The 22,234-nt window shown below is 50.9% G+C and carries 22 protein-coding genes, 1 rRNA gene and 1 other annotated feature; of the genes, 12 read left to right on the forward strand and 11 right to left on the reverse strand.

What is annotated here, in order from left to right:
• Positions 1-16 precede the first annotated feature (16 nt).
• Entirely contained in the window at positions 17-895 is an 879-nt protein-coding gene (gene nadK, locus OGX91_RS15970; protein WP_005130436.1) for an NAD(+) kinase, read from the reverse strand.
• 122 nt (positions 896-1,017) lie between these two features.
• Between nadK and grpE the strand changes: the two genes are divergently transcribed.
• Positions 1,018-1,611 carry a nucleotide exchange factor GrpE gene (grpE, locus tag OGX91_RS15975; protein ID WP_005130435.1) on the forward strand — a complete coding sequence of 198 codons (594 nt, stop codon included), beginning with the start codon at positions 1,018-1,020 and terminating at the stop codon, positions 1,609-1,611.
• A 49-nt stretch (positions 1,612-1,660) separates the two neighbouring features.
• Here the strand turns inward: grpE and OGX91_RS15980 are convergent, their stop codons facing one another.
• Entirely contained in the window at positions 1,661-2,950 is a 1,290-nt protein-coding gene (locus tag OGX91_RS15980; protein ID WP_005130434.1) for an HlyC/CorC family transporter, read from the reverse strand.
• Positions 2,951-2,968: 18 nt separating this feature from the next.
• Entirely contained in the window at positions 2,969-3,760 is a 792-nt protein-coding gene (locus tag OGX91_RS15985; RefSeq protein WP_040234068.1) for a cytochrome C assembly family protein, read from the reverse strand.
• A 165-nt stretch (positions 3,761-3,925) separates the two neighbouring features.
• Between OGX91_RS15985 and ffh the strand changes: the two genes are divergently transcribed.
• The 5 genes from ffh (at position 3,926) to rplS (ending at position 7,550) form a co-directional block, all read left to right on the forward strand.
• The gene (ffh, locus tag OGX91_RS15990) at positions 3,926-5,287 is read left to right on the forward strand and encodes a signal recognition particle protein (protein WP_286626819.1); all 1,362 of its coding nucleotides are present in this window, start codon (positions 3,926-3,928) and stop codon (positions 5,285-5,287) included.
• Positions 5,288-5,534: 247 nt separating this feature from the next.
• The gene (gene rpsP, locus OGX91_RS15995) at positions 5,535-5,783 is read left to right on the forward strand and encodes a 30S ribosomal protein S16 (protein WP_003031228.1); all 249 of its coding nucleotides are present in this window, start codon (positions 5,535-5,537) and stop codon (positions 5,781-5,783) included.
• An 18-nt stretch (positions 5,784-5,801) separates the two neighbouring features.
• Positions 5,802-6,350, forward strand: a complete 549-nt coding sequence (gene rimM / locus OGX91_RS16000) for a ribosome maturation factor RimM (RefSeq protein WP_286626833.1) — start codon at positions 5,802-5,804, stop codon at positions 6,348-6,350.
• Between the two features lie 44 nt (positions 6,351-6,394).
• A complete protein-coding gene (gene trmD / locus OGX91_RS16005) occupies positions 6,395-7,162 on the forward strand; it encodes a tRNA (guanosine(37)-N1)-methyltransferase TrmD (protein ID WP_005130430.1) in 768 nt (255 codons plus the stop codon).
• A gap of 40 nt (positions 7,163-7,202) precedes the next feature.
• The gene (rplS, locus tag OGX91_RS16010; protein ID WP_002914145.1) at positions 7,203-7,550 is read left to right on the forward strand and encodes a 50S ribosomal protein L19; all 348 of its coding nucleotides are present in this window, start codon (positions 7,203-7,205) and stop codon (positions 7,548-7,550) included.
• A gap of 125 nt (positions 7,551-7,675) precedes the next feature.
• Here rplS and OGX91_RS16015 read toward each other — a convergent pair whose 3' ends face one another.
• The 4 genes from OGX91_RS16015 to OGX91_RS16030 form a co-directional block, all read right to left on the reverse strand.
• The gene (locus OGX91_RS16015; protein WP_188232267.1) at positions 7,676-8,158 is read right to left on the reverse strand and encodes an OmpA family protein; all 483 of its coding nucleotides are present in this window, start codon (positions 8,156-8,158) and stop codon (positions 7,676-7,678) included.
• Between the two features lie 12 nt (positions 8,159-8,170).
• On the reverse strand, positions 8,171-9,397 hold the full coding sequence (dgcN, locus tag OGX91_RS16020; RefSeq protein ID WP_005130426.1) for a diguanylate cyclase DgcN/YfiN: 1,227 nt from the start codon (positions 9,395-9,397) through the stop codon (positions 8,171-8,173).
• Positions 9,390-9,908, reverse strand: coding sequence for a regulatory sequestration protein YfiR (gene yfiR, locus OGX91_RS16025; protein ID WP_040234078.1), 519 nt, complete (start codon positions 9,906-9,908; stop codon positions 9,390-9,392). Before yfiR ends, dgcN begins: the two co-directional genes overlap by 8 nt.
• A gap of 158 nt (positions 9,909-10,066) precedes the next feature.
• Positions 10,067-10,441, reverse strand: a complete 375-nt coding sequence (locus tag OGX91_RS16030; RefSeq protein WP_149692442.1) for a DUF2799 domain-containing protein — start codon at positions 10,439-10,441, stop codon at positions 10,067-10,069.
• A gap of 214 nt (positions 10,442-10,655) precedes the next feature.
• Here OGX91_RS16030 and aroF point away from each other — a divergent pair, with 214 nt between their 5' ends.
• Both aroF and tyrA read left to right on the forward strand, forming a co-directional pair.
• Positions 10,656-11,726 carry a 3-deoxy-7-phosphoheptulonate synthase AroF gene (gene aroF, locus OGX91_RS16035; RefSeq protein ID WP_005130422.1) on the forward strand — a complete coding sequence of 357 codons (1,071 nt, stop codon included), beginning with the start codon at positions 10,656-10,658 and terminating at the stop codon, positions 11,724-11,726.
• A 10-nt stretch (positions 11,727-11,736) separates the two neighbouring features.
• Entirely contained in the window at positions 11,737-12,858 is a 1,122-nt protein-coding gene (tyrA, locus tag OGX91_RS16040; protein ID WP_199948031.1) for a bifunctional chorismate mutase/prephenate dehydrogenase, read from the forward strand.
• Between the two features lie 96 nt (positions 12,859-12,954).
• On the opposite strand, the gene pheA is transcribed toward tyrA, so the two are convergent.
• The 4 genes from pheA to bamD form a co-directional block, all read right to left on the reverse strand.
• The gene (gene pheA / locus OGX91_RS16045) at positions 12,955-14,115 is read right to left on the reverse strand and encodes a bifunctional chorismate mutase/prephenate dehydratase (protein ID WP_286626824.1); all 1,161 of its coding nucleotides are present in this window, start codon (positions 14,113-14,115) and stop codon (positions 12,955-12,957) included.
• A gap of 22 nt (positions 14,116-14,137) precedes the next feature.
• Positions 14,138-14,263 (reverse strand) — a sequence feature (Phe leader region).
• The gene (gene pheL / locus OGX91_RS16050; RefSeq protein WP_100250063.1) at positions 14,215-14,262 is read right to left on the reverse strand and encodes a pheA operon leader peptide PheL; all 48 of its coding nucleotides are present in this window, start codon (positions 14,260-14,262) and stop codon (positions 14,215-14,217) included. (Overlaps the previous feature by 48 nt.)
• A 102-nt stretch (positions 14,264-14,365) precedes the next feature.
• Complete coding sequence (gene raiA, locus OGX91_RS16055) at positions 14,366-14,704, reverse strand: ribosome-associated translation inhibitor RaiA (RefSeq protein ID WP_005130418.1); 339 nt, start codon at positions 14,702-14,704, stop codon at positions 14,366-14,368.
• Between the two features lie 269 nt (positions 14,705-14,973).
• Entirely contained in the window at positions 14,974-15,711 is a 738-nt protein-coding gene (bamD, locus tag OGX91_RS16060) for an outer membrane protein assembly factor BamD (protein WP_005130417.1), read from the reverse strand.
• A gap of 131 nt (positions 15,712-15,842) precedes the next feature.
• On the opposite strand from bamD, the gene rluD reads away from it, so the two are divergent.
• The 4 genes from rluD to OGX91_RS16080 all read left to right on the forward strand — a co-directional run bounded on the left by rluD (position 15,843) and on the right by OGX91_RS16080 (position 22,234).
• Positions 15,843-16,823 carry a 23S rRNA pseudouridine(1911/1915/1917) synthase RluD gene (gene rluD, locus OGX91_RS16065; protein ID WP_005130415.1) on the forward strand — a complete coding sequence of 327 codons (981 nt, stop codon included), beginning with the start codon at positions 15,843-15,845 and terminating at the stop codon, positions 16,821-16,823.
• A complete protein-coding gene (gene yfiH, locus OGX91_RS16070) occupies positions 16,820-17,551 on the forward strand; it encodes a purine nucleoside phosphorylase YfiH (protein ID WP_005130413.1) in 732 nt (243 codons plus the stop codon). Before rluD ends, yfiH begins: the two co-directional genes overlap by 4 nt.
• A 129-nt stretch (positions 17,552-17,680) precedes the next feature.
• Positions 17,681-20,254, forward strand: a complete 2,574-nt coding sequence (gene clpB, locus OGX91_RS16075; protein ID WP_286626827.1) for an ATP-dependent chaperone ClpB — start codon at positions 17,681-17,683, stop codon at positions 20,252-20,254.
• Positions 20,255-20,692: 438 nt separating this feature from the next.
• A 16S ribosomal RNA gene (locus tag OGX91_RS16080) occupies positions 20,693-22,234 on the forward strand.

Raw genomic sequence — 22,234 nt, forward strand, 5'->3', positions numbered from 1 at the left:
AGAGGTTGGCGTTAAATTAGAATAATTTTTTTGACCAGCCTAATTTAGTGCTTAATGTATTGAAATAGCTGTAATCTTTGGGGTGTATCAGGTTCAGATGATAATCACAGCGGCGAATTAATACGTCTTCACCTTCCTGTATAGGCAGGGCGATCTGGCTGTCACAGCTGATTTCCAGATCGTTACGGCGATGAGAGAAGCGCAGGCGAATGGTGCTGCTACTGTTGATCACCAGCGGTCGTGCGGAGAGCGTATGCGGGAACATCGGCACCAGCGTAATAGCATCCAGAGAAGGCGTCAGAATCGGGCCTCCGGCAGAGAGCGAATAGGCGGTAGAGCCGGTCGGGGTGGAGATAATTAGCCCGTCTGAACGCTGGGAGAAGGCAAAGATTTCATCGATATAGACTTCAAATTCAATCATGTGCGCCACTTTACCAGGGTGCAGCACAACTTCATTGATGGCCGTGCTAATGCGCTTCTGGCAATCCTGCTGGCACACCTGGGCTTCGAGTAAAAAGCGCTTTTCGCTGATGTAGTGGCCTTCCAGTACGTCAGCTAATTGCTGTTGGGCATTGTCCGGATCTAAATCGGTCAGGAAACCGAGATTGCCGCGGTTAATCCCGATAACTTTGATGTCATAACGTGCCAGGGTGCGTGCAGCTCCCAGCATATTACCATCGCCGCCGACTACCACGGCGAGGTCTGCCTGCTGACCAATTTCTGCGAGCGTACCGGTTTTCACATTTTTCAACTGCAGCTCGTGGGCGATTTGTTGCTCAACGATAACCTCATAACCTTTGACGCACAGCCAGCGGTAGAGCATTTCATGTGTGGTCAGTGCAGTGGGGTGACGTGGATGCCCCACAATGCCAATACACTTGAAATGTTTGTTCATTTTCTCGAGGTCCTTGTAATGAAGATTAGTGACAATGTGAGTACTTCCCTTGAAACCCTGAATCTTATCCCCATAATAATCCAGGTTAGCGAGATGAATGCGAAAAAAACGCGGAGAAATTCATGAGTAGTAAAGAACAGAAAACGCCTGAGGGGCAAGCCCCGGAAGAAATTATCATGGATCAGCACGAAGAAGTTGAGGCGGTTGAATCAGACGCTTCTGCTGAGCAGGTGGATCCGCGCGATGAAAAAATTGCGAATCTGGAAGCTCAGCTTGCTGAAGCCGAAACTCGCGAGCGCGACAGCGTGTTGCGTATCAAAGCGGAAATGGAAAACCTGCGTCGTCGTACCGAACTGGACGTAGAAAAAGCGCATAAGTTCGCGCTGGAAAAATTCGTCAACGAACTGCTGCCGGTGCTGGATAGCCTGGACCGCGCGCTGGAAGTGGCGGACAAAGATAATGACGCGATGGCGGCGATGGTTGAGGGTATTGAGCTGACCCGCAAGTCGATGCTGGATGTCGTGGCGAAGTTTGGCGTGCAGGTGGTTGCGGATATTGATGTGCCGATGGACCCGAACGTGCACCAGGCTATTGCAATGGTTGAGTCTGATGAAGTTGCTGCCGGTAATGTGCTGATGGTCATGCAGAAAGGTTATACCCTGAACGGACGTACCATTCGCGCCGCAATGGTGTCTGTGGCGAAAGCAAAAAGCTAATCAGCTTCAGACCGGGTAGTGCTGATGCGTTACCCGGTCTGGATTATCCTCACTGGTCAGATACGCTCTCGCGAAGTGGTTTGACCGGCAATACCTGTACCTGCTTAATCATATTGTCCTGTACGTCGAGAATATCGATATCGTACTGACCAATGCGCACTCGCGTGCCGGCAACGGGGATCTCTTCCAGTGCTTCAAGAATTATTCCGTTTACCGTTCGCGCATCATCTTCCGGCAAATGCCAGTTAAACGCCTTATTGATTTCACGAACGTTGGCGCTGCCATCAATAATCACTGAGCCGTCATTCTGGGGCGTGACTTCTTCGGCAAGCGTCGGGGACATTGACGTGGTGAAGTCACCGACAATCTCCTCCAGAATATCTTCAACGGTGACCAACCCCTGAATATCGCCATATTCGTTGACCACCAGGCCGACCTTCTTCTTATTACGCTGAAATTTGATCAACTGAGTGCTGAGTGGGGTACCTTCCGGGACAAAGTAGATCTCGTCGGCGGCGCGTAGCATGGTCTCTTTGGTGAACTCCTTTTTCTCGGCCATGAGTCGCCACGCTTCACGGACGCGCAGCATGCTAATAGCATCATCCAGTGAGTCGCGGTACAACACGATACGTCCGTGCGGGGAGTGCGAAAGTTGGCGGACGATTGATTTCCAGTCATCGTTAATATCGATACCGATGATTTCGTTACGCGGGATCATAATGTCATCGACGCTGACTTTTTCCAGATCCAGCACTGACAGCAGCATATCCTGGTTACGGCGAGAGATTTGCGAGCGCGATTCATTCACCAGTGTTCGTAGTTCATCTTTACTCAGCGAACCGCTCACCACGATATCCGTTTTGATGCCCATCATACGCATCAGCAGACGCGTGATGGTATTCAGTAACCAGACAAGCGGCATCATCAGAATCTGCAGCGGGGCCAGCAGGACGCTGCTTGGATAGGCGACTTTTTCCGGATACAGCGCGGCGATGGTTTTTGGCAGCACTTCCGCAAAAACCAGCACCACAAACGTCAATACCCCGGTGGCAATAGCGACGCCCGCATCGCCATACAGGCGCATACCGACAATGGTACCGAGCGCTGAGGCCAGTATATTCACCAGGTTGTTGCCAATGAGGACCAGGCTTATCAGACGGTCAGGCTTACGAAGTAATTTCTCAACGCGTTTTGCCTGACGATTTCCCTGTTTTGCCCGGTGTCGCAGACGGTAGCGGTTCAGGGTCATCATTCCGGTTTCGGAACCGGAAAAATAGGCGGAAATAACCACCATGATGAGAAGCGTAACAATAAGCGTGGTGGTGGAGATGTGTTCCACGTAGGTTCCTTAAAAGACTTAACTCACAAACTGCTGCAGGATGCGGCTACCGAAATAGGCCAGCGTCAGAATGCCTGCGCCTGCGACGTTAAACCAGACGACACGACGTCCGCGCCAGCCTTCATGGTAATGTCCCCACAGCAGAACGATATAGACAAACCATGCCACAATAGACAGAACGGCTTTATCAATATTTTCTGTGCTGAACAGGTTGTGCATATAAAACAGGCCAGTACACAGCGTCAGCGTCAGCAGAACCACGCCTATCTGGGTGATATGAAACATTTTGCGCTCAATGCTCATCAATGGCGGCATTTCATTGTTGAACGCCAGTCTTTTATTTTTGAGCTGATAATCGATCCATGCCAACTGCAGCGCATACAGCGCGGCAATAATCAAGGTGGCATAGGATAAGAGCGATAGCCCGATGTGAATCATCATGCCCGGTGTGGCTTCAAGGTGGGTGATGTATTCGTTGGGCATAAACGTAGCGCATGCCAGATTGATTAATGCAAACGCATAGACGATCGGTAGCAATAGCCAGCCGCGGTTACGCGAGGCCACAATGGTCATGACGGTACAGATCATCAGGCTAACCAGAGAACCGACGTTCAACAGGCTCAGGTTTTGCCCGCTTTCACCACCTGGCAGAATACGTGCTTCCAGGGCAAACGCGTGACAGACCAGCGCGATAACCGCAGAAAGAATAGCCATACGCCGCCAGCCGCTGTTTTTTTGCAGCAGGGCGGGAACGATCAGCGCAAGGCTGATGGAATAGGCGACAAGGGCTAACAGAGCAAAAACGGGCATATGGGTGTCGACAGTTGGCCAGTAATAAAGAAAAGCAGTATAGCGTTACGTGACCGCTGCTCCAACCGTTGCATAACAACAAAGGCGGCTTCATGTTATACTGCGACAAATTTCTGTTGATGTGTCGCTGTTGCGACCGACCGTTTCCACCCCAGGCGAGAGACAATGTTTGATAATTTAACCGATCGTTTGTCGCGCACGCTGCGCAATATCAGTGGCCGTGGACGCCTTACTGAAGACAACGTTAAAGAGACGCTGCGCGAAGTGCGCATGGCGCTGCTGGAGGCTGACGTAGCGCTGCCGGTAGTGCGTGAGTTTATCAATCGCGTAAAAGAGAAAGCGGTTGGTCATGAAGTTAACAAAAGCCTGACGCCGGGTCAGGAATTCGTCAAGATTGTCCGTAACGAACTGGTTGCGGCAATGGGCGAAGAAAACCAGACCCTGAATCTGGCTGCACAGCCGCCAGCCGTGGTGCTTATGGCGGGCCTGCAGGGTGCGGGTAAAACCACGAGCGTCGGTAAGCTGGGTAAATTCCTGCGCGAGAAGCACAAGAAGAAAGTGCTGGTGGTCTCCGCGGACGTTTATCGCCCGGCGGCGATCAAACAGTTGGAAACGTTGGCCGAACAGGTCGGTGTGGACTTCTTCCCTTCTGACGTCGGCCAGAAGCCGGTCGATATCGTTAACGCCGCGCTGAAAGAAGCCAAACTCAAATTCTACGACGTGCTACTGGTGGATACCGCCGGTCGTCTGCACGTTGACGAAGCGATGATGGACGAAATCAAACAGGTCCACGCTTCTATCAAACCGGTAGAAACGCTGTTTGTTGTCGATGCCATGACCGGTCAGGATGCTGCGAATACTGCGAAAGCGTTTAACGAAGCACTGCCGCTGACCGGTGTGGTACTGACTAAAGTCGACGGTGACGCCCGTGGCGGTGCAGCATTGTCTATTCGTCATATCACCGGTAAGCCGATTAAGTTCCTCGGTGTTGGTGAGAAAACGGAAGCGCTGGAGCCGTTCCACCCGGACAGGATTGCCTCACGTATTCTCGGCATGGGTGATGTGCTGTCGCTGATCGAAGATATCGAAAGCAAAGTTGACCGTGCACAGGCAGAGAAATTAGCCAGCAAGCTGAAAAAAGGCGACGGCTTCGATCTGAATGATTTCCTTGAACAGCTTAAGCAGATGAAAAACATGGGCGGCATGGCCAGCCTGATGGGCAAGCTGCCGGGCATGGGGCAAATCCCTGACAACGTGAAATCGCAGATGGACGATAAAGTGCTGGTGCGTATGGAAGCCATCATCAACTCGATGACGATGAAAGAACGCGCTAAGCCGGAAATCATCAAAGGCTCCCGCAAACGTCGTATCGCACTGGGCTGCGGGATGCAGGTACAGGACGTTAACCGTCTTCTGAAACAGTTCGACGACATGCAGCGCATGATGAAGAAAATGAAGAAGGGCGGTATGGCGAAGATGATGCGTGGTATGAAGGGGATGATGCCGCCCGGTTTTCCTGGTCGCTAATCGGCCTGGCTTGTTTGCCATTTCGGCACCGGGGTGTGCTCGCCATCCTCACGTACTGCGTGTACGCTCCGGTGGCTGCGCGCACGCCGGTACCGAACTGACGGCACCGCCGACGACCTTTTATAGCAGAGTTATCAACTGCTGATTGCATTTTCCCCAGAAATCAGTAAAATTTTCGGGCTTTTAATATGACACCGGGTCCCTTCCCTCGATGGGGCCCGGTGTTTTATTCACACAAGAGGATGTTATGGTTACTATTCGTTTAGCTCGTCACGGCGCTAAAAAGCGTCCGTTCTACCAGGTTGTTGTTACCGACAGCCGTAATGCACGCAACGGTCGCTTCATCGAGCGCGTTGGCTTCTTTAACCCAATCGCTAGCGAAAAAGAAGAAGGCACTCGCCTGGATCTGGATCGCATCGCTCACTGGGTTGGCCAGGGCGCGACTATTTCTGATCGCGTAGCTACGCTGATCAAAGCAGCAAACAAAGCAGCTTAATCTGTCACGGTGGTCATGATGAGCAAGCAACTCGCCGCACAGGCTCCTGTGGAACCCATTGTTTTGGGGAAAATGGGGTCTTCTTACGGTATCCGTGGTTGGCTCAGAGTGTTTTCTTCCACTGAAGACGCCGAAAGCATTTTTGACTATCAGCCCTGGTTTATCCAGAAGGCGGGTCAGTGGCAGCAAGTACAGCTGGAAAGCTGGAAGCACCACAATCAGGATCTGATCATCAAGCTGAAAGGCGTTGACGATCGTGATTCGGCGAATCTACTGACTAATTGTGAAATTGTCGTGGATTCCTCGCAGTTGCCAGCGCTGGAAGATGGTTACTACTACTGGAAAGACCTTATGGGCTGCCAGGTAGTGACCACTGAGGGCTACGATCTCGGTAAAGTCGTCGATATGATGGAAACCGGTTCGAATGACGTTATCGTCATCAAGGCAAACCTGAAAGATGCGTTTGGTATCAAGGAACGTCTTGTGCCGTTCCTCGATGGGCAGGTTATCAAGAAAGTCGATCTCGCTACTCGTACTATTGAAGTAGATTGGGATCCTGGTTTTTAAACCACCGGATAAACGGTAAAAGTCGGCGTTATGGGGATTGGCTTGTGTTTATAGGTATCGTTAGCCTGTTTCCAGAAATGTTCCGTGCAATTACCGATTACGGGGTAACTGGCCGGGCAGTAAAAAATGGCCTGCTGAACATCCAGAGCTGGAGTCCTCGTGACTTTACGCATGACCGGCACCGTACCGTGGACGATCGTCCTTACGGCGGCGGACCGGGGATGTTAATGATGGTGCAACCTTTACGGGATGCCATTCATGCAGCAAAAGCTGCGGCTGGTGAAGGCGCAAAGGTGATTTATCTGTCACCTCAGGGACGCAAGCTTGATCAAGCGGGCGTTAGCGAACTGGCAACGAATCAAAAGTTGATTCTGGTGTGCGGTCGCTATGAAGGAATAGATGAGCGCGTGATTCAAACCGAAATTGACGAAGAATGGTCAATCGGCGATTACGTCCTCAGCGGTGGTGAGTTACCGGCAATGACGCTGATCGATTCCGTTTCCCGGTTTATTCCGGGCGTTCTGGGTCATGAAGCATCAGCAATCGAAGATTCGTTTGCTGACGGGTTGCTGGACTGTCCACACTATACCCGACCTGAAGTGTTAGAGCAGATGGAGGTACCGGCGGTATTACTGTCGGGAAACCACGCTGAGATACGTCGCTGGCGTTTGAAACAGTCGCTGGGCCGGACCTGGCTTAGAAGACCTGAACTTCTGGAAAACCTGGCTCTGACTGAAGAGCAAGCAAGGTTGCTGGCGGAGTTCAAAAAGGAACACGCACAACAGCAACATAAACATGATGGGCTGGTCTGAGACCCCCAATATCAGTTTACCCAGGATAAGAGATTAAATTATGAGCAACATTATTAAGCAACTTGAACAAGAACAGATGAAGCAGGACGTACCTTCCTTCCGTCCGGGTGATACCGTGGAAGTGAAAGTATGGGTTGTTGAAGGTTCCAAAAAACGTCTGCAGGCATTCGAGGGCGTGGTTATCGCTATTCGTAACCGCGGTCTGCACTCTGCATTCACTGTTCGTAAAATTTCCAACGGCGAAGGCGTTGAGCGTGTCTTCCAGACTCACTCTCCGGTAGTTGACAGCATTGCTGTTAAACGTCGTGGTGCTGTTCGTAAAGCTAAACTGTACTACCTGCGTGAGCGTACTGGTAAGTCTGCTCGTATCAAAGAGCGTCTTAACTAAGATTCGCGCAAGCGACATCCTGTTAGAAAAGGGCTGGCCGAAAGGCTGGCCCTTTTTTTATTCCGACCTTTATTTTTTGTTTTTTTATTAGATGACTGCGCGACGCGCAGCCAGTTGGATATTGATTACGGTGTCGAGATCACGACTGCAACGCGGCGGTTTTCGGCACGGCCTTTTGAAGTCTGGTTGCTGGCAAGCGGGTATTTCTTCCCGAGCCCTCGGGTTGTCAGGTTAGTACGTGGAATATTGGCACCCTGAGCCCAGGCGTCTGCAACCACATTGGCGCGTTTGAGTGACAGAGCTTCGTTGTAGCTGTCCTCACCATAGTTATCGGTGTGACCATCCAGACGAGCATGGTTTAACCCGGTAGCAGCCAGTTTGGACGCCATTTCTTGGATTTGCTTTTCACTTTCAGGGCGGAGTTTATAGTCGTTTTTGTCAAACAGGATAGTGTCAGACAAACCCAGCGACCAGTCTCCTGAAGCTTCAGTGAATCCGTACGATTTCATCGCTGCAATTTGCTCTGGGGTAAATTTCCCCTGAGGTGCCTGACAACCGGCCAGAATCAGCATGATGAGAATAAACGGGGATAATAAACGTTTTAGCATGTGTGTAATTCCTTATTTTTTAATAATGCGCTCAGCGCGCAAATTTTTAGCCTGATACATATTGTGATCGGCAAGTTCTTGTAATTTCTCGGCAGAGGCATGTTCCCACGTCAGCGCAAAACCAATACTGAGTGTCATGCTTGCCAGATGACCGTTATGCAGGTCAAAAGGTCGATTAAACTCTTGCGACAACGCCGTGCAGATACGTTGAACTTCGTATTCAGAATGGACGCTGTAAAGCACCATGGCAAATTCATCGCCGCCAAGTCGGTATGGGTGATGCCGATTACCACCAAATTCGGCCAGCCTTTTTGCGACTTCAATCAGGACTCGATCGCCCGCAGCGTGTCCCCAGGTATCATTAATAAATTTAAAATTATCGCCATCAAGGAATAACAACGCAGAGCTGCTGTGGGCCGCGTCGTCGTTCATCAGTGCGTTAATACTGCTACGAAATGCGGCACGGTTCGCAAGACCAGTCAAAGGGTCATGTAGCGCGGTACGCAACAGTTGGGCATTCTTTGCCTGGAGACGTAGTTGCCACTCTTCCATCTCATCCAGCAGGCTATTAAAGTCCTGCGCAAACAGATGAAATTCTTCAATCCGTTCTTCAGATACGCGCCGTGAGAAATTACGATTGGTACGAACATCATGTACCACCTCAGTAATATTTTGCAGGGCGTCCACGACACCATTGTGTAAATAACGAGTAAGCATTAATGCAATACCCGATGCCAGTAAAATGCATCCGGTAAGAACGGCCAGCGACAAATAAATGAAATGGCTAATAACGCTGTCGCGAGCAATCAGGCGCACTTCACCAATAACGTCGCCATTGTGCAAAATGGGCTGAGTTACCGGTTGCGGGAATAGCCAGTGGCTGATGATACCGCTGATTTTGTCAGTAGTATCCTGCGCGTCATAGCGCCAGGTGGCGATCACTTTCTGCTTTTGATTGCGGACTTCTGCAACTGAAAATTGCCCTTGCTGTCCCAGTGCCGCCAGCGTTTCCGACGCTGCAACGCTATCCGAAAAGACTAATGCTGCTTCGAGCGTGCGGGTCATGGTTGCTGCTGTGAGATCCAGGTTCTTTTGTGCGTATTGCTTCAAAGCCAGCACAGACGAAATGCTAAGCAGCAGCCAAATCAGCGTCATGGTTACCAGTACGCTGACGATGCTGATACGCCGCAGCGTCCGCTTGAACGTTGGGCGTTTTATGGGAGAAGGACCCTTATTCATGCTTTTTATTCCGCGCAAGCATCAATACGTCTGGACTCACCCTTACACCGCTGCGTGACAGGGAATCCATATTTACGGAAAATCTCACGTCTTCATCTTTAATTATGAGGCAAAAAGCGCTGCCAATAACGCATTCGGGATTCTGTTCGGCAATTAATAACAATGCCTTAGTAGGATATTTATTCTTTAGTTCAGCCTGATATGTGGGGCTTTCTTTTCCAAAATAAAAACCATCACACTGCGCAACTAAAACTTCTTGTTCCGTATGAATGATGACAGGAAGATAGGGTAGTGCTCCTGCTCGGGTATCTTCCAGCACGCTGGAAAAGCGCGAAGAAGAGAATATACACAGTTTTGGTGGCCCTGAAAGTGCTGGCCAGCGTGTATAACTGACGATACCGGAAACCATAGAGCGCACAGATTTTGCCTCTTCCGTGACGCTGTGAGCGTACAGAGGTAATCCGGTCAGAAGCAGTGCCAGTAGAAGTATGAGTCGGTAAGAAAAGCTCATGAATAGGTACCTACCAGCGTTTGCCGTATTGCGTCGATATACATTCAAGATTGTTTGCAACAAAATAACATTATTTTCCCAGGGCGTCATTATTCCTGGAATGAGCGTATTGAGTATTTAAGTTAAATCTCATTAATTTATAAAATTTAAGCTCTTGTTTAATTTAACCTTGTTGAGGCCGCTCCTTCGTTTGCTCCTTTTTGCCATGCCTCATGTAACCGACTGACATTGTCTACCGTGTCACAACTGGCGGGGAAGGTTTTGCCGGTCAATCCTCTCGCGTAAACAAAGTCCTGCTGACAGGTTTTCCTTTGTCCTTCGGCGTACCCCTTAAGATATTGGGCACGATCGACCTCCGGGTCATTGTAGTTGTCGGCAAGTGTCTCGTTATCTTTAACGACATGGCCTGAAATGGCATCCTGTATCCCGGCATCAAACCAGTCGGTACCTGTCCAGGTAGGAGTAAAAGTATAGGGATCTATCTGACATCCGCTGAGAAATAATACAAATAAGGTACAGATGAGTTGCTTCATTGCCTGTTCTCCCCGTTTTTTTAAAGCATAGCGGATTCATATATAGAAGAGTGTAAATTTAATTGTACGGAATTTTGCGGTGTTTTTGCTGTAAAATGGCATTCCGTAAATAAAAATTTACGGAATGTGGATTGAAATCTTTACCCGTTGTGTTATCGTGATTACCTCCTCGCTGAGGAAAACTATCGCAAACGAGCTAAACAGGATCACCATCATGCAAAAAGACGCGCTGAACAACGTACACATTACCGACGAACAGGTTCTGATGACCCCAGAGCAGCTTAAAGCGGAATTTCCGCTGAGCCTCGCACAGGAGGCGCAAATCGCTCAGTCGCGTAAAACCATTTCAGACATTATCTCTGGGCGCGACCCGCGACTGCTGGTGGTGTGTGGTCCATGCTCGATTCACGATCCTGAAGCGGCTATTGAGTACGCTCGTCGATTTAAAGCCCTTGCCGCAGAGGTCAGCGATAGCCTCTACCTGGTGATGCGCGTCTACTTTGAAAAGCCCCGTACCACCGTCGGCTGGAAAGGGTTGATTAACGATCCTCATATGGATGGCTCTTTTGATGTTGAAGCGGGTCTGAAAATTGCGCGTCAGTTGCTGCTTGAATTGGTGAATATGGGGCTACCGCTGGCAACAGAAGCGTTAGATCCAAACAGCCCGCAATACCTGGGCGATCTGTTTAGCTGGTCTGCTATCGGTGCGCGTACCACTGAATCACAGACGCATCGTGAAATGGCTTCTGGTCTTTCCATGCCGGTTGGTTTTAAGAATGGTACAGATGGGAGTCTGGCGACCGCCATTAATGCCATGCGAGCGGCGGCACAGTCGCACCGCTTTGTTGGTATTAACCAGGCCGGGCAGGTTGCACTGCTGCAAACGCAGGGTAATCCAGATGGTCACGTGATCCTGCGTGGCGGTAAAGCGCCGAACTACAGCCCGGCGGATGTCGCCCAGTGTGAAAAAGAGATGGAGCAGGCAGGACTACGACCTTCTCTGATGGTAGATTGCAGTCATGGTAATTCCAATAAAGATTACCGTCGCCAGCCAGCCGTGGCTGAATCCGTGATTGCACAAATCAAAGATGGCAATCGCTCGATCATTGGCTTGATGATTGAAAGTAATATTCACGAAGGCAACCAGTCCTCCGAACAGCCGCGTAGCGAAATGAAATACGGCGTCTCCGTAACCGATGCCTGCATTAGCTGGGAAATGACGGATGCGCTACTGCGTGAAATTAGCCAGGATTTAAACGGCCAGCTGACGGCGCGTGTAGCATAAGAGGTTGGTTATGGTTGCTGAATTGACCGCATTACGCGATCAAATTGATGAAGTCGACAAGGCGTTGCTGGATTTACTGGCACGCCGTCTGGAGCTGGTTGCCGAAGTTGGTGAAGTAAAAAGCCGTTTTGGGTTGCCGATCTACGTGCCGGAGCGGGAAGCCTCTATGCTGGCCTCCCGCAGGGCAGAGGCGGAAGCCCTGGGCGTACCGCCGGATCTGATTGAGGATGTGTTGCGTCGGGTGATGCGCGAGTCCTACTCCAGTGAAAATGACAAAGGGTTTAAAACGCTTTGTCCTTCTCTGCGCCCGGTGGTGATCGTCGGTGGCGGTGGTCAGATGGGGCGCCTGTTTGAGAAAATGCTCACCCTGTCAGGTTACCAGGTGCGGATCCTGGAACAACAGGACTGGGAGCGTGCGTCGGAGATCGTCTCTGATGCCGGCATGGTGATCGTCAGTGTGCCGATCCACGTCACCGAGCAGGTGATCGCCAAATTACCGCGTTTGCCTTCTGACTGTATCCTGGTCGATTTGGCATCGGTGAAAAACGGTCCTTTACAGGCGATGCTGGCGGCACACGATGGCCCGGTGGTGGGATTGCATCCGATGTTTGGTCCGGACAGCGGCAGTCTGGCCAAGCAGGTCGTCGTCTGGTGTGATGGGCGGCAGCCGGAAGCCTATCAGTGGTTTCTGGAACAGATTCAGGTATGGGGGGCGCGGCTGCATCGGATCAGCGCCGTTGAACACGACCAGAATATGGCGTTCATTCAGGCGCTACGCCACTTTGCGACATTTGCTTATGGGCTGCATTTAGCGGAGGAGAATGTGCAACTGGAGCAGTTGCTGGCTCTTTCTTCACCTATTTACCGTCTTGAACTGGCAATGGTTGGCCGTCTGTTTGCCCAGGATCCTCAGCTCTATGCCGATATTATTATGTCGTCTGAGAGCAACCTTGCGCTGATCAAGCGCTACTACCAACGTTTTGGTGAGGCGATCGGTTTACTGGAGCAGGGCGATAAGCAAGCGTTTATCGACAGCTTCCGTAAGGTAGAACATTGGTTTGGCGATTATGCGCAGCGCTTCCAGAGTGAAAGCCGCACTCTGTTGCGCCAGGCGAATGACAGCCGTCCTTAATTAAGACGCCGGATGGCGGCTTCGCCTTATCCGGCCTACAAAAATCGCATGAATTGTAGGCCGGATAAGCGTAGTGCCATCCGGCATTGTCAAACGTTAGCTCGGATCGACCGGCACCACGTTCTCACTCGGATAGCATCCCAGTACTTTCATCGAACGTGTAATCTCACTCAGCTCTTTCAATGCTTTTTGCATTTGGGGCGATTCCAGGTTGGCCTGGATATCAAGATAAAACATCTCTTCCCACGGATTGCCGTGAATCGGGCGTGATTCCAGCTTGGTCATAATCAGATTATGGTTACGCAGTACCAGCAGCGCTTCAACCAACGCGCCGGCCTGTTGTCCTGTCGCCATTAGCAGCGTGGTTTTCGCTGGCACCTGGTCAGAAACATTGATTGCTTTACGTGCCAGTACCACGAAGCGGGTAATGTTTTGCGTCTGGTTAGCTTCAATGTGCTCAAGAACCTGCAAACCATACAGCACGCCTCCGGCTTCGCTCCCAAGAGCCGCCACGCGCGGCGAGTTAGCCTGCGCAACTTTTTCCATTGCTGCTGAGGTGCTTTCGGTGTACTCAATCTTCCAGTGTGGATGGCGATTCAGGAATTTGCTGCACTGCTGGAACGGCTGCGGATGGCTGTAAACCGTTTCAATAGTCTCGAGATCTGTTGTGCCGGACACCAGTACACAGTGGTCAATCGTGATAGTCATCTCGCCAACGATAGACAGGCTGGTGTGTTGTAGCAGGTCGTAAACGTCGTTGATCCCGCCGGAGCTGGTGTTTTCAATAGGCACTACCGCGTAGTCTGCCTGTCCGGTCTCAACCTGATTAAAGATATCGGCAAATTTCGCGCAGCCGCTTTCAATAAACTGCTCAAAATGACGTGCGGCGTACTGACGGGCGGCGAGGTGTGAGTAAGAGCCTTTTGGTCCCAGGAAGGCTACGCGTGCAGAGTGCGGATTGATTTTGTTCAGGTGCTGCTGCAGCAGTGCCTGTTGCGTCAGGACGGAGTCTTCGATAATTAGTTGGAACAGGCGCGTGATGTAGTGGGCATCGAGGTGATGCGCTTTACCAAGCTGAATTAAACGGTCCAGCAGATCGCGTTCCCGATCAATATCGCGTACTGGGCGATGAGACAGCAACTTGGCTTTGCCGACCTCTACCGCCAGACCACGTCGTTCTGCCAGCAGGGCCAGTAATTTTTCATCCAGCGTGCTTATCTTATCGCGCAGCGCCAGCAATGGGTTTTCCGATGTCATAGTGTTGCCTTTCTTGTTATCAATAAAAAAGGCCCCCCGTTGTGGGAGGCCTTATTGTTCGTCTTCGCATTCTTTATCACACGACGAAACGCCTCCCATTCAGGGGAAGGTAAAAAAGAATGCGAAGAAGAACGGGACAAGTTTCATGTAATTTTCCTTAGGCTATATCAGTAAAGTACCCGTACTGTTTTCACCCTGTCAACAAAAAACGCGCCCGAAGGCGCGTTGGCGATACACTCAATGTAAGGGACTACTCTTCTTCTGCTTCGACGAAGTTGGCGTCTTTTACTGAAGTTGTTGCACGACGGGCTTCGCCTTTGTGCTGCACTTTATTGAGCTGCCGTTCCAGCTTGTTGATCAAATCGTTAATGGCGGTGTACATATCCTCGTGTTTTGCGCTGGCGACCAGATGTCCGTTCGGTGTATTGATGGTGGCATCAGCAATGAAACCCTGTGGCTCCTTAGACAGAATGATATGTGGATTAATCAGATGAGTTTGCCATTTATCCAGTTTGGCGAGACGGTCTGCGACATGCTGGCGAATTGCCGGAGTAATTTCCATTTGTTTACTGGTAATGTTCATTGTCATAAATTTTACCTCTTGTCTTTCCCGTCTTGGTGATTCCAGCATACCGTTCCTAATGTCAAAATATGTGATCTAAATCACATATTTTTGTCGCTTTTTGTCAAGAAAACCTTTTTGTGAGGCACCGCAGGAACAGGCGATTTTTTACTTGAGGAATACCTGAAAGCAGGCCATATTTGATAGGATGCGTCGCAGCTAAACCGCTTCAGTTGTGGTGTTAACGGATAAAAAAACGGCAGCCCTTGGGCTGCCGTTTTGCATTCTGAGGTCAATCAGGTGTTGCTGCTGTTAGCGGCAATGATTTTCGCTACTTTTTCTGCCTGGGCATTCATCTGCATCTGGCGATAAGCATTTTCCATCAACGGCAGGGCATCACGCGTTGCCTGCGTATCCGGATAGTCACGCAGCATACCTTCCACACGGTTCACGACTGCAACCCATGCGCCACGGGCGGTATAATACTCAGCAACAGAGTATTCATACTTCGCCAGACGATCTTTCAGGAACACCAGACGCTTCGTGGCATCGGTGGTGTACTGGCTGTTCGGATAACCACGTACCAGTTTGGAAAAGTCATTAAACGCAGCTCGGGCATGCTGTGGATCGCGATCGCTACGATCGACGCCAAAGAATCCTTGAAGCGCGCTATCGTCCAACGCCATATTGGTCAGGCCACGCATATACATGACATAATCAATATTAGGGTGTGTCGGATTAAGACGGATAAAACGATCGATGGCAGCCTGAGCAAGTGGCAGATCGGCGTTTTTGTAGTAGGCGTAGATGAGATCTAATTGCACCTGCTGAGAATACGGTCCAAATGGATAGCGGTTATCCAACGCTTCCAATTGCGTTATTGCCTGTTTCCAGTTACCGTCCTGCAGCTTTTGCTGAGCAGTCGCGTAGATTTCATTTGGCGGATTATCGGGCACCTCTTCCTTTGAACCAGAGCAACCCGCCAAAAACAGGCTCAACGTGGCTGCTGCCACCAGATATTTCATGCGCGTCATGACGTTTTGACTTTCCTCAAAATGTAATACGGGAGATTCTCTGTTCCTGCTCCCGGTTAAGACCAGCTACAATAGCACACTATATTAAACGGCAAAGCCGTAAAACCCAACGTTAAACGAAGAAGCAGTTTATGGCACAACGAGTAGAACTCACCGCAACAGTCTCCGAAAATCAGCTTGGTCAACGCTTAGATCAGGCTTTGGCCGAATTGTTCCCTGATTATTCGCGATCGCGCATAAAAGAATGGATCCTCGACCAGCGCGTACTGGTAAATGGCAATCTTTGCGATAAGCCGAAAGAAAAAGTGTTAGGTGGAGAGCGTGTCTCCATCAATGCTGAAATTGATGAAGAGGTTCGTTTTGAAGCTCAGGATATCCCACTGGATATCGTTTATGAAGATGACGACATTCTTGTCATCAACAAACCCCGTGACCTGGTGGTACATCCGGGCGCAGGTAATCCTGATGGTACGGTATTGAATGCGTTACTGCATTACTACCCGCCAATCGCGGATGTTCCTCGTGCCGGTATCGTACACCGTCTGGATAAAGACACAACCGGACTTATGGTTGTGGCGAAAACTGTCCCGGCGCAAACGCGTCTGGTGGAGTCACTGCAGCTGCGCGAAATCACTCGTGAGTATGAAGCCGTGGCGATTGGTCACATGACAGCGGGCGGTACAGTCGAAGAACCGATCAGCCGTCATCCAACCAAACGTACGCATATGTCAGTGCATCCAATGGGGAAACCTGCGGTAACGCACTATCGCATTATGGAGCATTTCCGTGTGCACACGCGTCTGCGGTTGCGTCTGGAAACCGGACGTACGCACCAGATCCGCGTGCACATGGCGCATATCACCCATCCGCTGGTGGGCGACCAGGTCTACGGTGGTCGTCCGCGTCCACCGAAAGGCGCTTCTGACGAGTTTATCTCCGTGCTGCGTAAGTTTGACCGTCAGGCGCTGCACGCGACCATGTTGCGTTTGTATCACCCGATTTCCGGTATTGAGATGGAATGGCATGCGCCGATTCCGCAAGATATGGTGGAGCTTATCGAAGTGATGCGCGCTGATTTCGAAGAGCATAAGGATGATGTTGCCTGGCTATGAGTAAGCTAATTGTCCCGCAGTGGCCGATACCTCAGGGTGTCGCGGCCTGTAGTTCTACCCGCATTGGCGGCGTCAGTCTGTCGCCCTATGATTCGCTTAACCTGGGTGCCCATTGTGGTGATAATCCGGAGCATGTGGAAGAGAACCGCAAGCGGCTGTTTGCTGCGGGCAATCTGCCTTCGAAACCCGTCTGGCTTGAACAGGTACACGGTAAAGACGTCCTGAAGTTAAGCGGCGGGCCATACTTATCTAAACGTGCAGATGCGTCTTACAGTAATACGCCAGGCACCGTATGTGCGGTGATGACGGCGGACTGTCTGCCGGTGCTGTTTTGTAATCGTGCTGGAACAGAGGTGGCGGCGGCCCATGCGGGCTGGCGCGGGTTATGTGAAGGTGTGCTGGAAGAAACGGTGGCGTGCTTTGCCGATAAACCGGAAAACATTATTGCCTGGTTAGGGCCGGCGATTGGCCCGGACGCGTTTGAAGTGGGAGCAGAAGTCCGCGAAGCGTTTATGGCAAAAGATCCGCACGCTGACAGTGCATTTGTGCCGCGTGGTGAAAAATATCTGGCGGATATCTACCAGCTTGCGCGCCAGCGTCTGGCAAATGTGGGGGTTGAGAACGTCTACGGTGGTGACCATTGCACCTTCAGCGAAAGTGAGACGTTCTTCTCTTATCGTCGCGACAATACCACGGGTCGTATGGCAAGTTTTATTTGGCTGATATAACCTAAAGAATCAAGACGATCCGGTACGTGTAATTTTCTTTTCACATAATTCAGGTCATTCACCTTGAATAATTGAGGGATGACCTCATTTAATCTCCAGTAGCAATTTTGACCTGTTATGGGAGGAGTTATGCGTCTGGATCGTCTTACCAATAAATTCCAGCTTGCTCTTGCCGATGCCCAGTCACTCGCATTGGGGCACGACAATCAATTCATCGAACCACTTCATCTAATGAGCGCCTTGCTGAATCAGGAAGGGGGATCGGTTCGTCCTTTGTTAACGTCCGCTGGCATTAATGCTGGCCAGTTACGCACAGCGATTGACCAGGCGTTGAGCCGCTTGCCGCAGGTAGAAGGTACCGGTGGTGATGTGCAGCCTTCTCAGGATCTGGTGCGCGTACTGAATCTTTGCGACAAGCTGGCGCAAAAACGTGGGGACAACTTTATTTCGTCAGAACTGTTCGTTCTGGCGGCGCTTGAGTCACGCGGTACGCTGACCGATTTATTAAAATCAGCTGGAGCGACAACCGCCAATATCACTCAGGCAATTGAACAAATGCGTGGAGGTGAAAGCGTGAATGACCAGGGGGCTGAAGACCAACGTCAGGCCTTGAAAAAATATACCGTCGACCTGACCGAACGCGCCGAACAAGGCAAACTCGATCCGGTTATTGGTCGTGATGAAGAAATTCGCCGCACTATTCAGGTGCTGCAACGTCGTACTAAAAATAACCCGGTTTTGATCGGTGAGCCAGGTGTTGGTAAAACCGCTATCGTCGAAGGGCTGGCACAGCGAATCATTAACGGTGAAGTACCTGAAGGGTTAAAAGGTCGTCGCGTGCTGGCGCTGGATATGGGCGCGCTGGTGGCTGGAGCCAAATATCGTGGTGAGTTTGAAGAACGTTTAAAAGGAGTGCTCAACGATCTTTCTAAACAGGAAGGCAATGTCATCCTGTTTATCGATGAGTTGCATACTATGGTCGGTGCAGGTAAAGCCGATGGTGCGATGGACGCCGGCAACATGTTGAAACCGGCGCTGGCGCGCGGGGAGCTGCACTGCGTAGGGGCGACCACGCTTGATGAATACCGCCAGTACATCGAAAAAGATGCGGCGCTGGAGCGTCGTTTCCAGAAAGTGTTTGTGGCCGAACCTTCAGTAGAAGATACCATCGCGATTTTGCGTGGGCTGAAAGAGCGTTATGAGCTGCACCACCACGTGCAGATTACTGACCCGGCAATTGTTGCGGCTGCCACGCTGTCTCACCGCTACATTGCTGACCGTCAGTTGCCGGATAAAGCTATCGACCTTATCGATGAAGCTGCGTCCAGTATCCGTATGCAGATTGACTCTAAGCCGGAAGAGCTCGACAGACTCGATCGCCGTATTATCCAGCTCAAACTGGAACAGCAGGCGTTAATGAAAGAGTCTGATGAGGCGAGCAAAAAACGTCTTGATATGCTTAATGAAGAACTGGACGACAAAGAGCGCCAGTATTCAGAGTTAGAAGAAGAGTGGAAAGCTGAAAAAGCTTCTCTCTCCGGCACGCAAACCATCAAGGCAGAGCTGGAACAGGCAAAAATCGCTATCGAACAGGCACGTCGTGTCGGTGATCTGGCGCGCATGTCTGAACTGCAGTACGGCAAAATTCCGGAACTGGAAAAACAGCTGGAAGCAGCGACCCAGTCTGAAGGTAAAACTATGCGTCTGCTGCGTAATAAAGTGACGGATGCAGAAATCGCTGAAGTGCTGGCGCGCTGGACCGGTATCCCGGTGGCTCGTATGCTGGAAGGCGAGCGGGAAAAATTATTGCGGATGGAGCAGGATCTGCACAGCCACGTGATTGGCCAGAACGAAGCGGTAGAAGCGGTATCTAACGCCATCCGTCGTAGCCGTGCAGGATTGTCTGATCCGAATCGTCCGATTGGTTCATTCTTGTTCCTGGGGCCAACCGGTGTCGGTAAAACCGAGCTGTGCAAAGCACTGGCGAACTTTATGTTCGACAGTGACGATGCGATGGTCCGTATCGATATGTCCGAGTTTATGGAGAAACACTCGGTATCTCGCCTGGTAGGTGCGCCTCCGGGATATGTCGGTTATGAAGAAGGTGGGTACCTGACGGAAGCGGTACGTCGTCGTCCTTATTCGGTCATTCTGCTGGATGAAGTGGAAAAAGCACATCCGGATGTCTTCAACATTCTGTTGCAGGTGCTTGACGATGGTCGTCTGACTGATGGGCAGGGGAGAACGGTCGATTTCCGTAATACGGTTGTCATCATGACCTCGAATCTGGGCTCTGATCTGATTCAGGAGCGTTTCGGTGAGCTGGATTACAGCCATATGAAAGATATGGTGCTGGGTGTCGTGAGCCAGAACTTCCGCCCGGAATTCATCAACCGTATAGATGAGGTTGTTGTATTCCACCCATTGGGTGAGAAACACATTGCCTCTATTGCCAAAATTCAGCTGCAGCGTCTGTACAAACGTCTGGAAGAGCGTGGTTATGAAATCCACATCTCTGACGAAGCGCTTAAATTGCTGAGTGTGAATGGTTACGATCCGGTATATGGTGCACGTCCATTGAAACGTGCTATCCAGCAGCAGATCGAAAACCCACTGGCACAGCAAATCTTGTCTGGTGAGCTGATTCCAGGCAAAACGATTCGTCTGGAAGTGAATGACGATCGCATTGTGGCAGTGCAGTAAGTCACAAAACCTCAATAAACGGGCCCTGCGGGGCTCGTTTTTGTTTAATAACCAGGCAAGAATAGCGTTATTGATTGAAAAATAATCGCTTGATAAGTTTTTTGTATTTTTAACTTGTCAGCCTGAAATAACTCCCTATAATGCGCCTCCACTGACACGGAACAACGGCACGCAAGCCGCCGGGTCAGCGGGGTTCCACTGAGAACTCCGGCGAAGAAAGCGAAATTAAATGCTTGACTTCGTGGCGGGATGGCGTATTATGCACACCCCGCGCCGCTGAGAAAAAGCGAAGCGGCACTGCTCTTTAACAATTTATCAGACAATCTGTGTGGGCACTCGAAGATACGGATTCTTAACGTCGCAAGACGAAAAATGAATACCAAGTCTCTGAGTGAACACGTAATTCATTACGAAGTTTAATTCACGAGCATCAAACTTAAATTGAAGAGTTTGATCATGGCTCAGATTGAACGCTGGCGGCAGGCCTAACACATGCAAGTCGAACGGTAGCACAGAGGAGCTTGCTCCTTGGGTGACGAGTGGCGGACGGGTGAGTAATGTCTGGGAAACTGCCCGATGGAGGGGGATAACTACTGGAAACGGTAGCTAATACCGCATAACGTCGCAAGACCAAAGAGGGGGACCTTCGGGCCTCTTGCCATCGGATGTGCCCAGATGGGATTAGCTAGTAGGTGGGGTAACGGCTCACCTAGGCGACGATCCCTAGCTGGTCTGAGAGGATGACCAGCCACACTGGAACTGAGACACGGTCCAGACTCCTACGGGAGGCAGCAGTGGGGAATATTGCACAATGGGCGCAAGCCTGATGCAGCCATGCCGCGTGTATGAAGAAGGCCTTCGGGTTGTAAAGTACTTTCAGCGAGGAGGAAGGTGCTGAGGTTAATAACCGCAGCAATTGACGTTACTCGCAGAAGAAGCACCGGCTAACTCCGTGCCAGCAGCCGCGGTAATACGGAGGGTGCAAGCGTTAATCGGAATTACTGGGCGTAAAGCGCACGCAGGCGGTCTGTCAAGTCGGATGTGAAATCCCCGGGCTCAACCTGGGAACTGCATCCGAAACTGGCAGGCTAGAGTCTTGTAGAGGGGGGTAGAATTCCAGGTGTAGCGGTGAAATGCGTAGAGATCTGGAGGAATACCGGTGGCGAAGGCGGCCCCCTGGACAAAGACTGACGCTCAGGTGCGAAAGCGTGGGGAGCAAACAGGATTAGATACCCTGGTAGTCCACGCCGTAAACGATGTCGACTTGGAGGTTGTGCCCTTGAGGCGTGGCTTCCGGAGCTAACGCGTTAAGTCGACCGCCTGGGGAGTACGGCCGCAAGGTTAAAACTCAAATGAATTGACGGGGGCCCGCACAAGCGGTGGAGCATGTGGTTTAATTCGATGCAACGCGAAGAACCTTACCTACTCTTGACATCCACGGAATTTAGCAGAGATGCTTTAGTGCCTTCGGGAACCGTGAGACAGGTGCTGCATGGCTGTCGTCAGCTCGTGTTGTGAAATGTTGGGTTAAGTCCCGCAACGAGCGCAACCCTTATCCTTTGTTGCCAGCGATTCGGTCGGGAACTCAAAGGAGACTGCCAGTGATAAACTGGAGGAAGGTGGGGATGACGTCAAGTCATCATGGCCCTTACGAGTAGGGCTACACACGTGCTACAATGGCATATACAAAGAGAAGCGACCTCGCGAGAGCAAGCGGACCTCATAAAGTATGTCGTAGTCCGGATTGGAGTCTGCAACTCGACTCCATGAAGTCGGAATCGCTAGTAATCGTGGATCAGAATGCCACGGTGAATACGTTCCCGGGCCTTGTACACACCGCCCGTCACACCATGGGAGTGGGTTGCAAAAGAAGTAGGTAGCTTAACCTTCGGGAGGGCGCTTACCACTTTGTGATTCATGACTGGGGTGAAGTCGTAACAAGGTAACCGTAGGGGAACCTGCGGTTGGATCACCTCCTTA

Origin of the sequence: Citrobacter sp. Cpa228 (genome assembly GCF_030333085.1) — a bacterium.
Classification (GTDB): Bacteria; Pseudomonadota; Gammaproteobacteria; order Enterobacterales; family Enterobacteriaceae; genus Citrobacter; species Citrobacter pasteurii.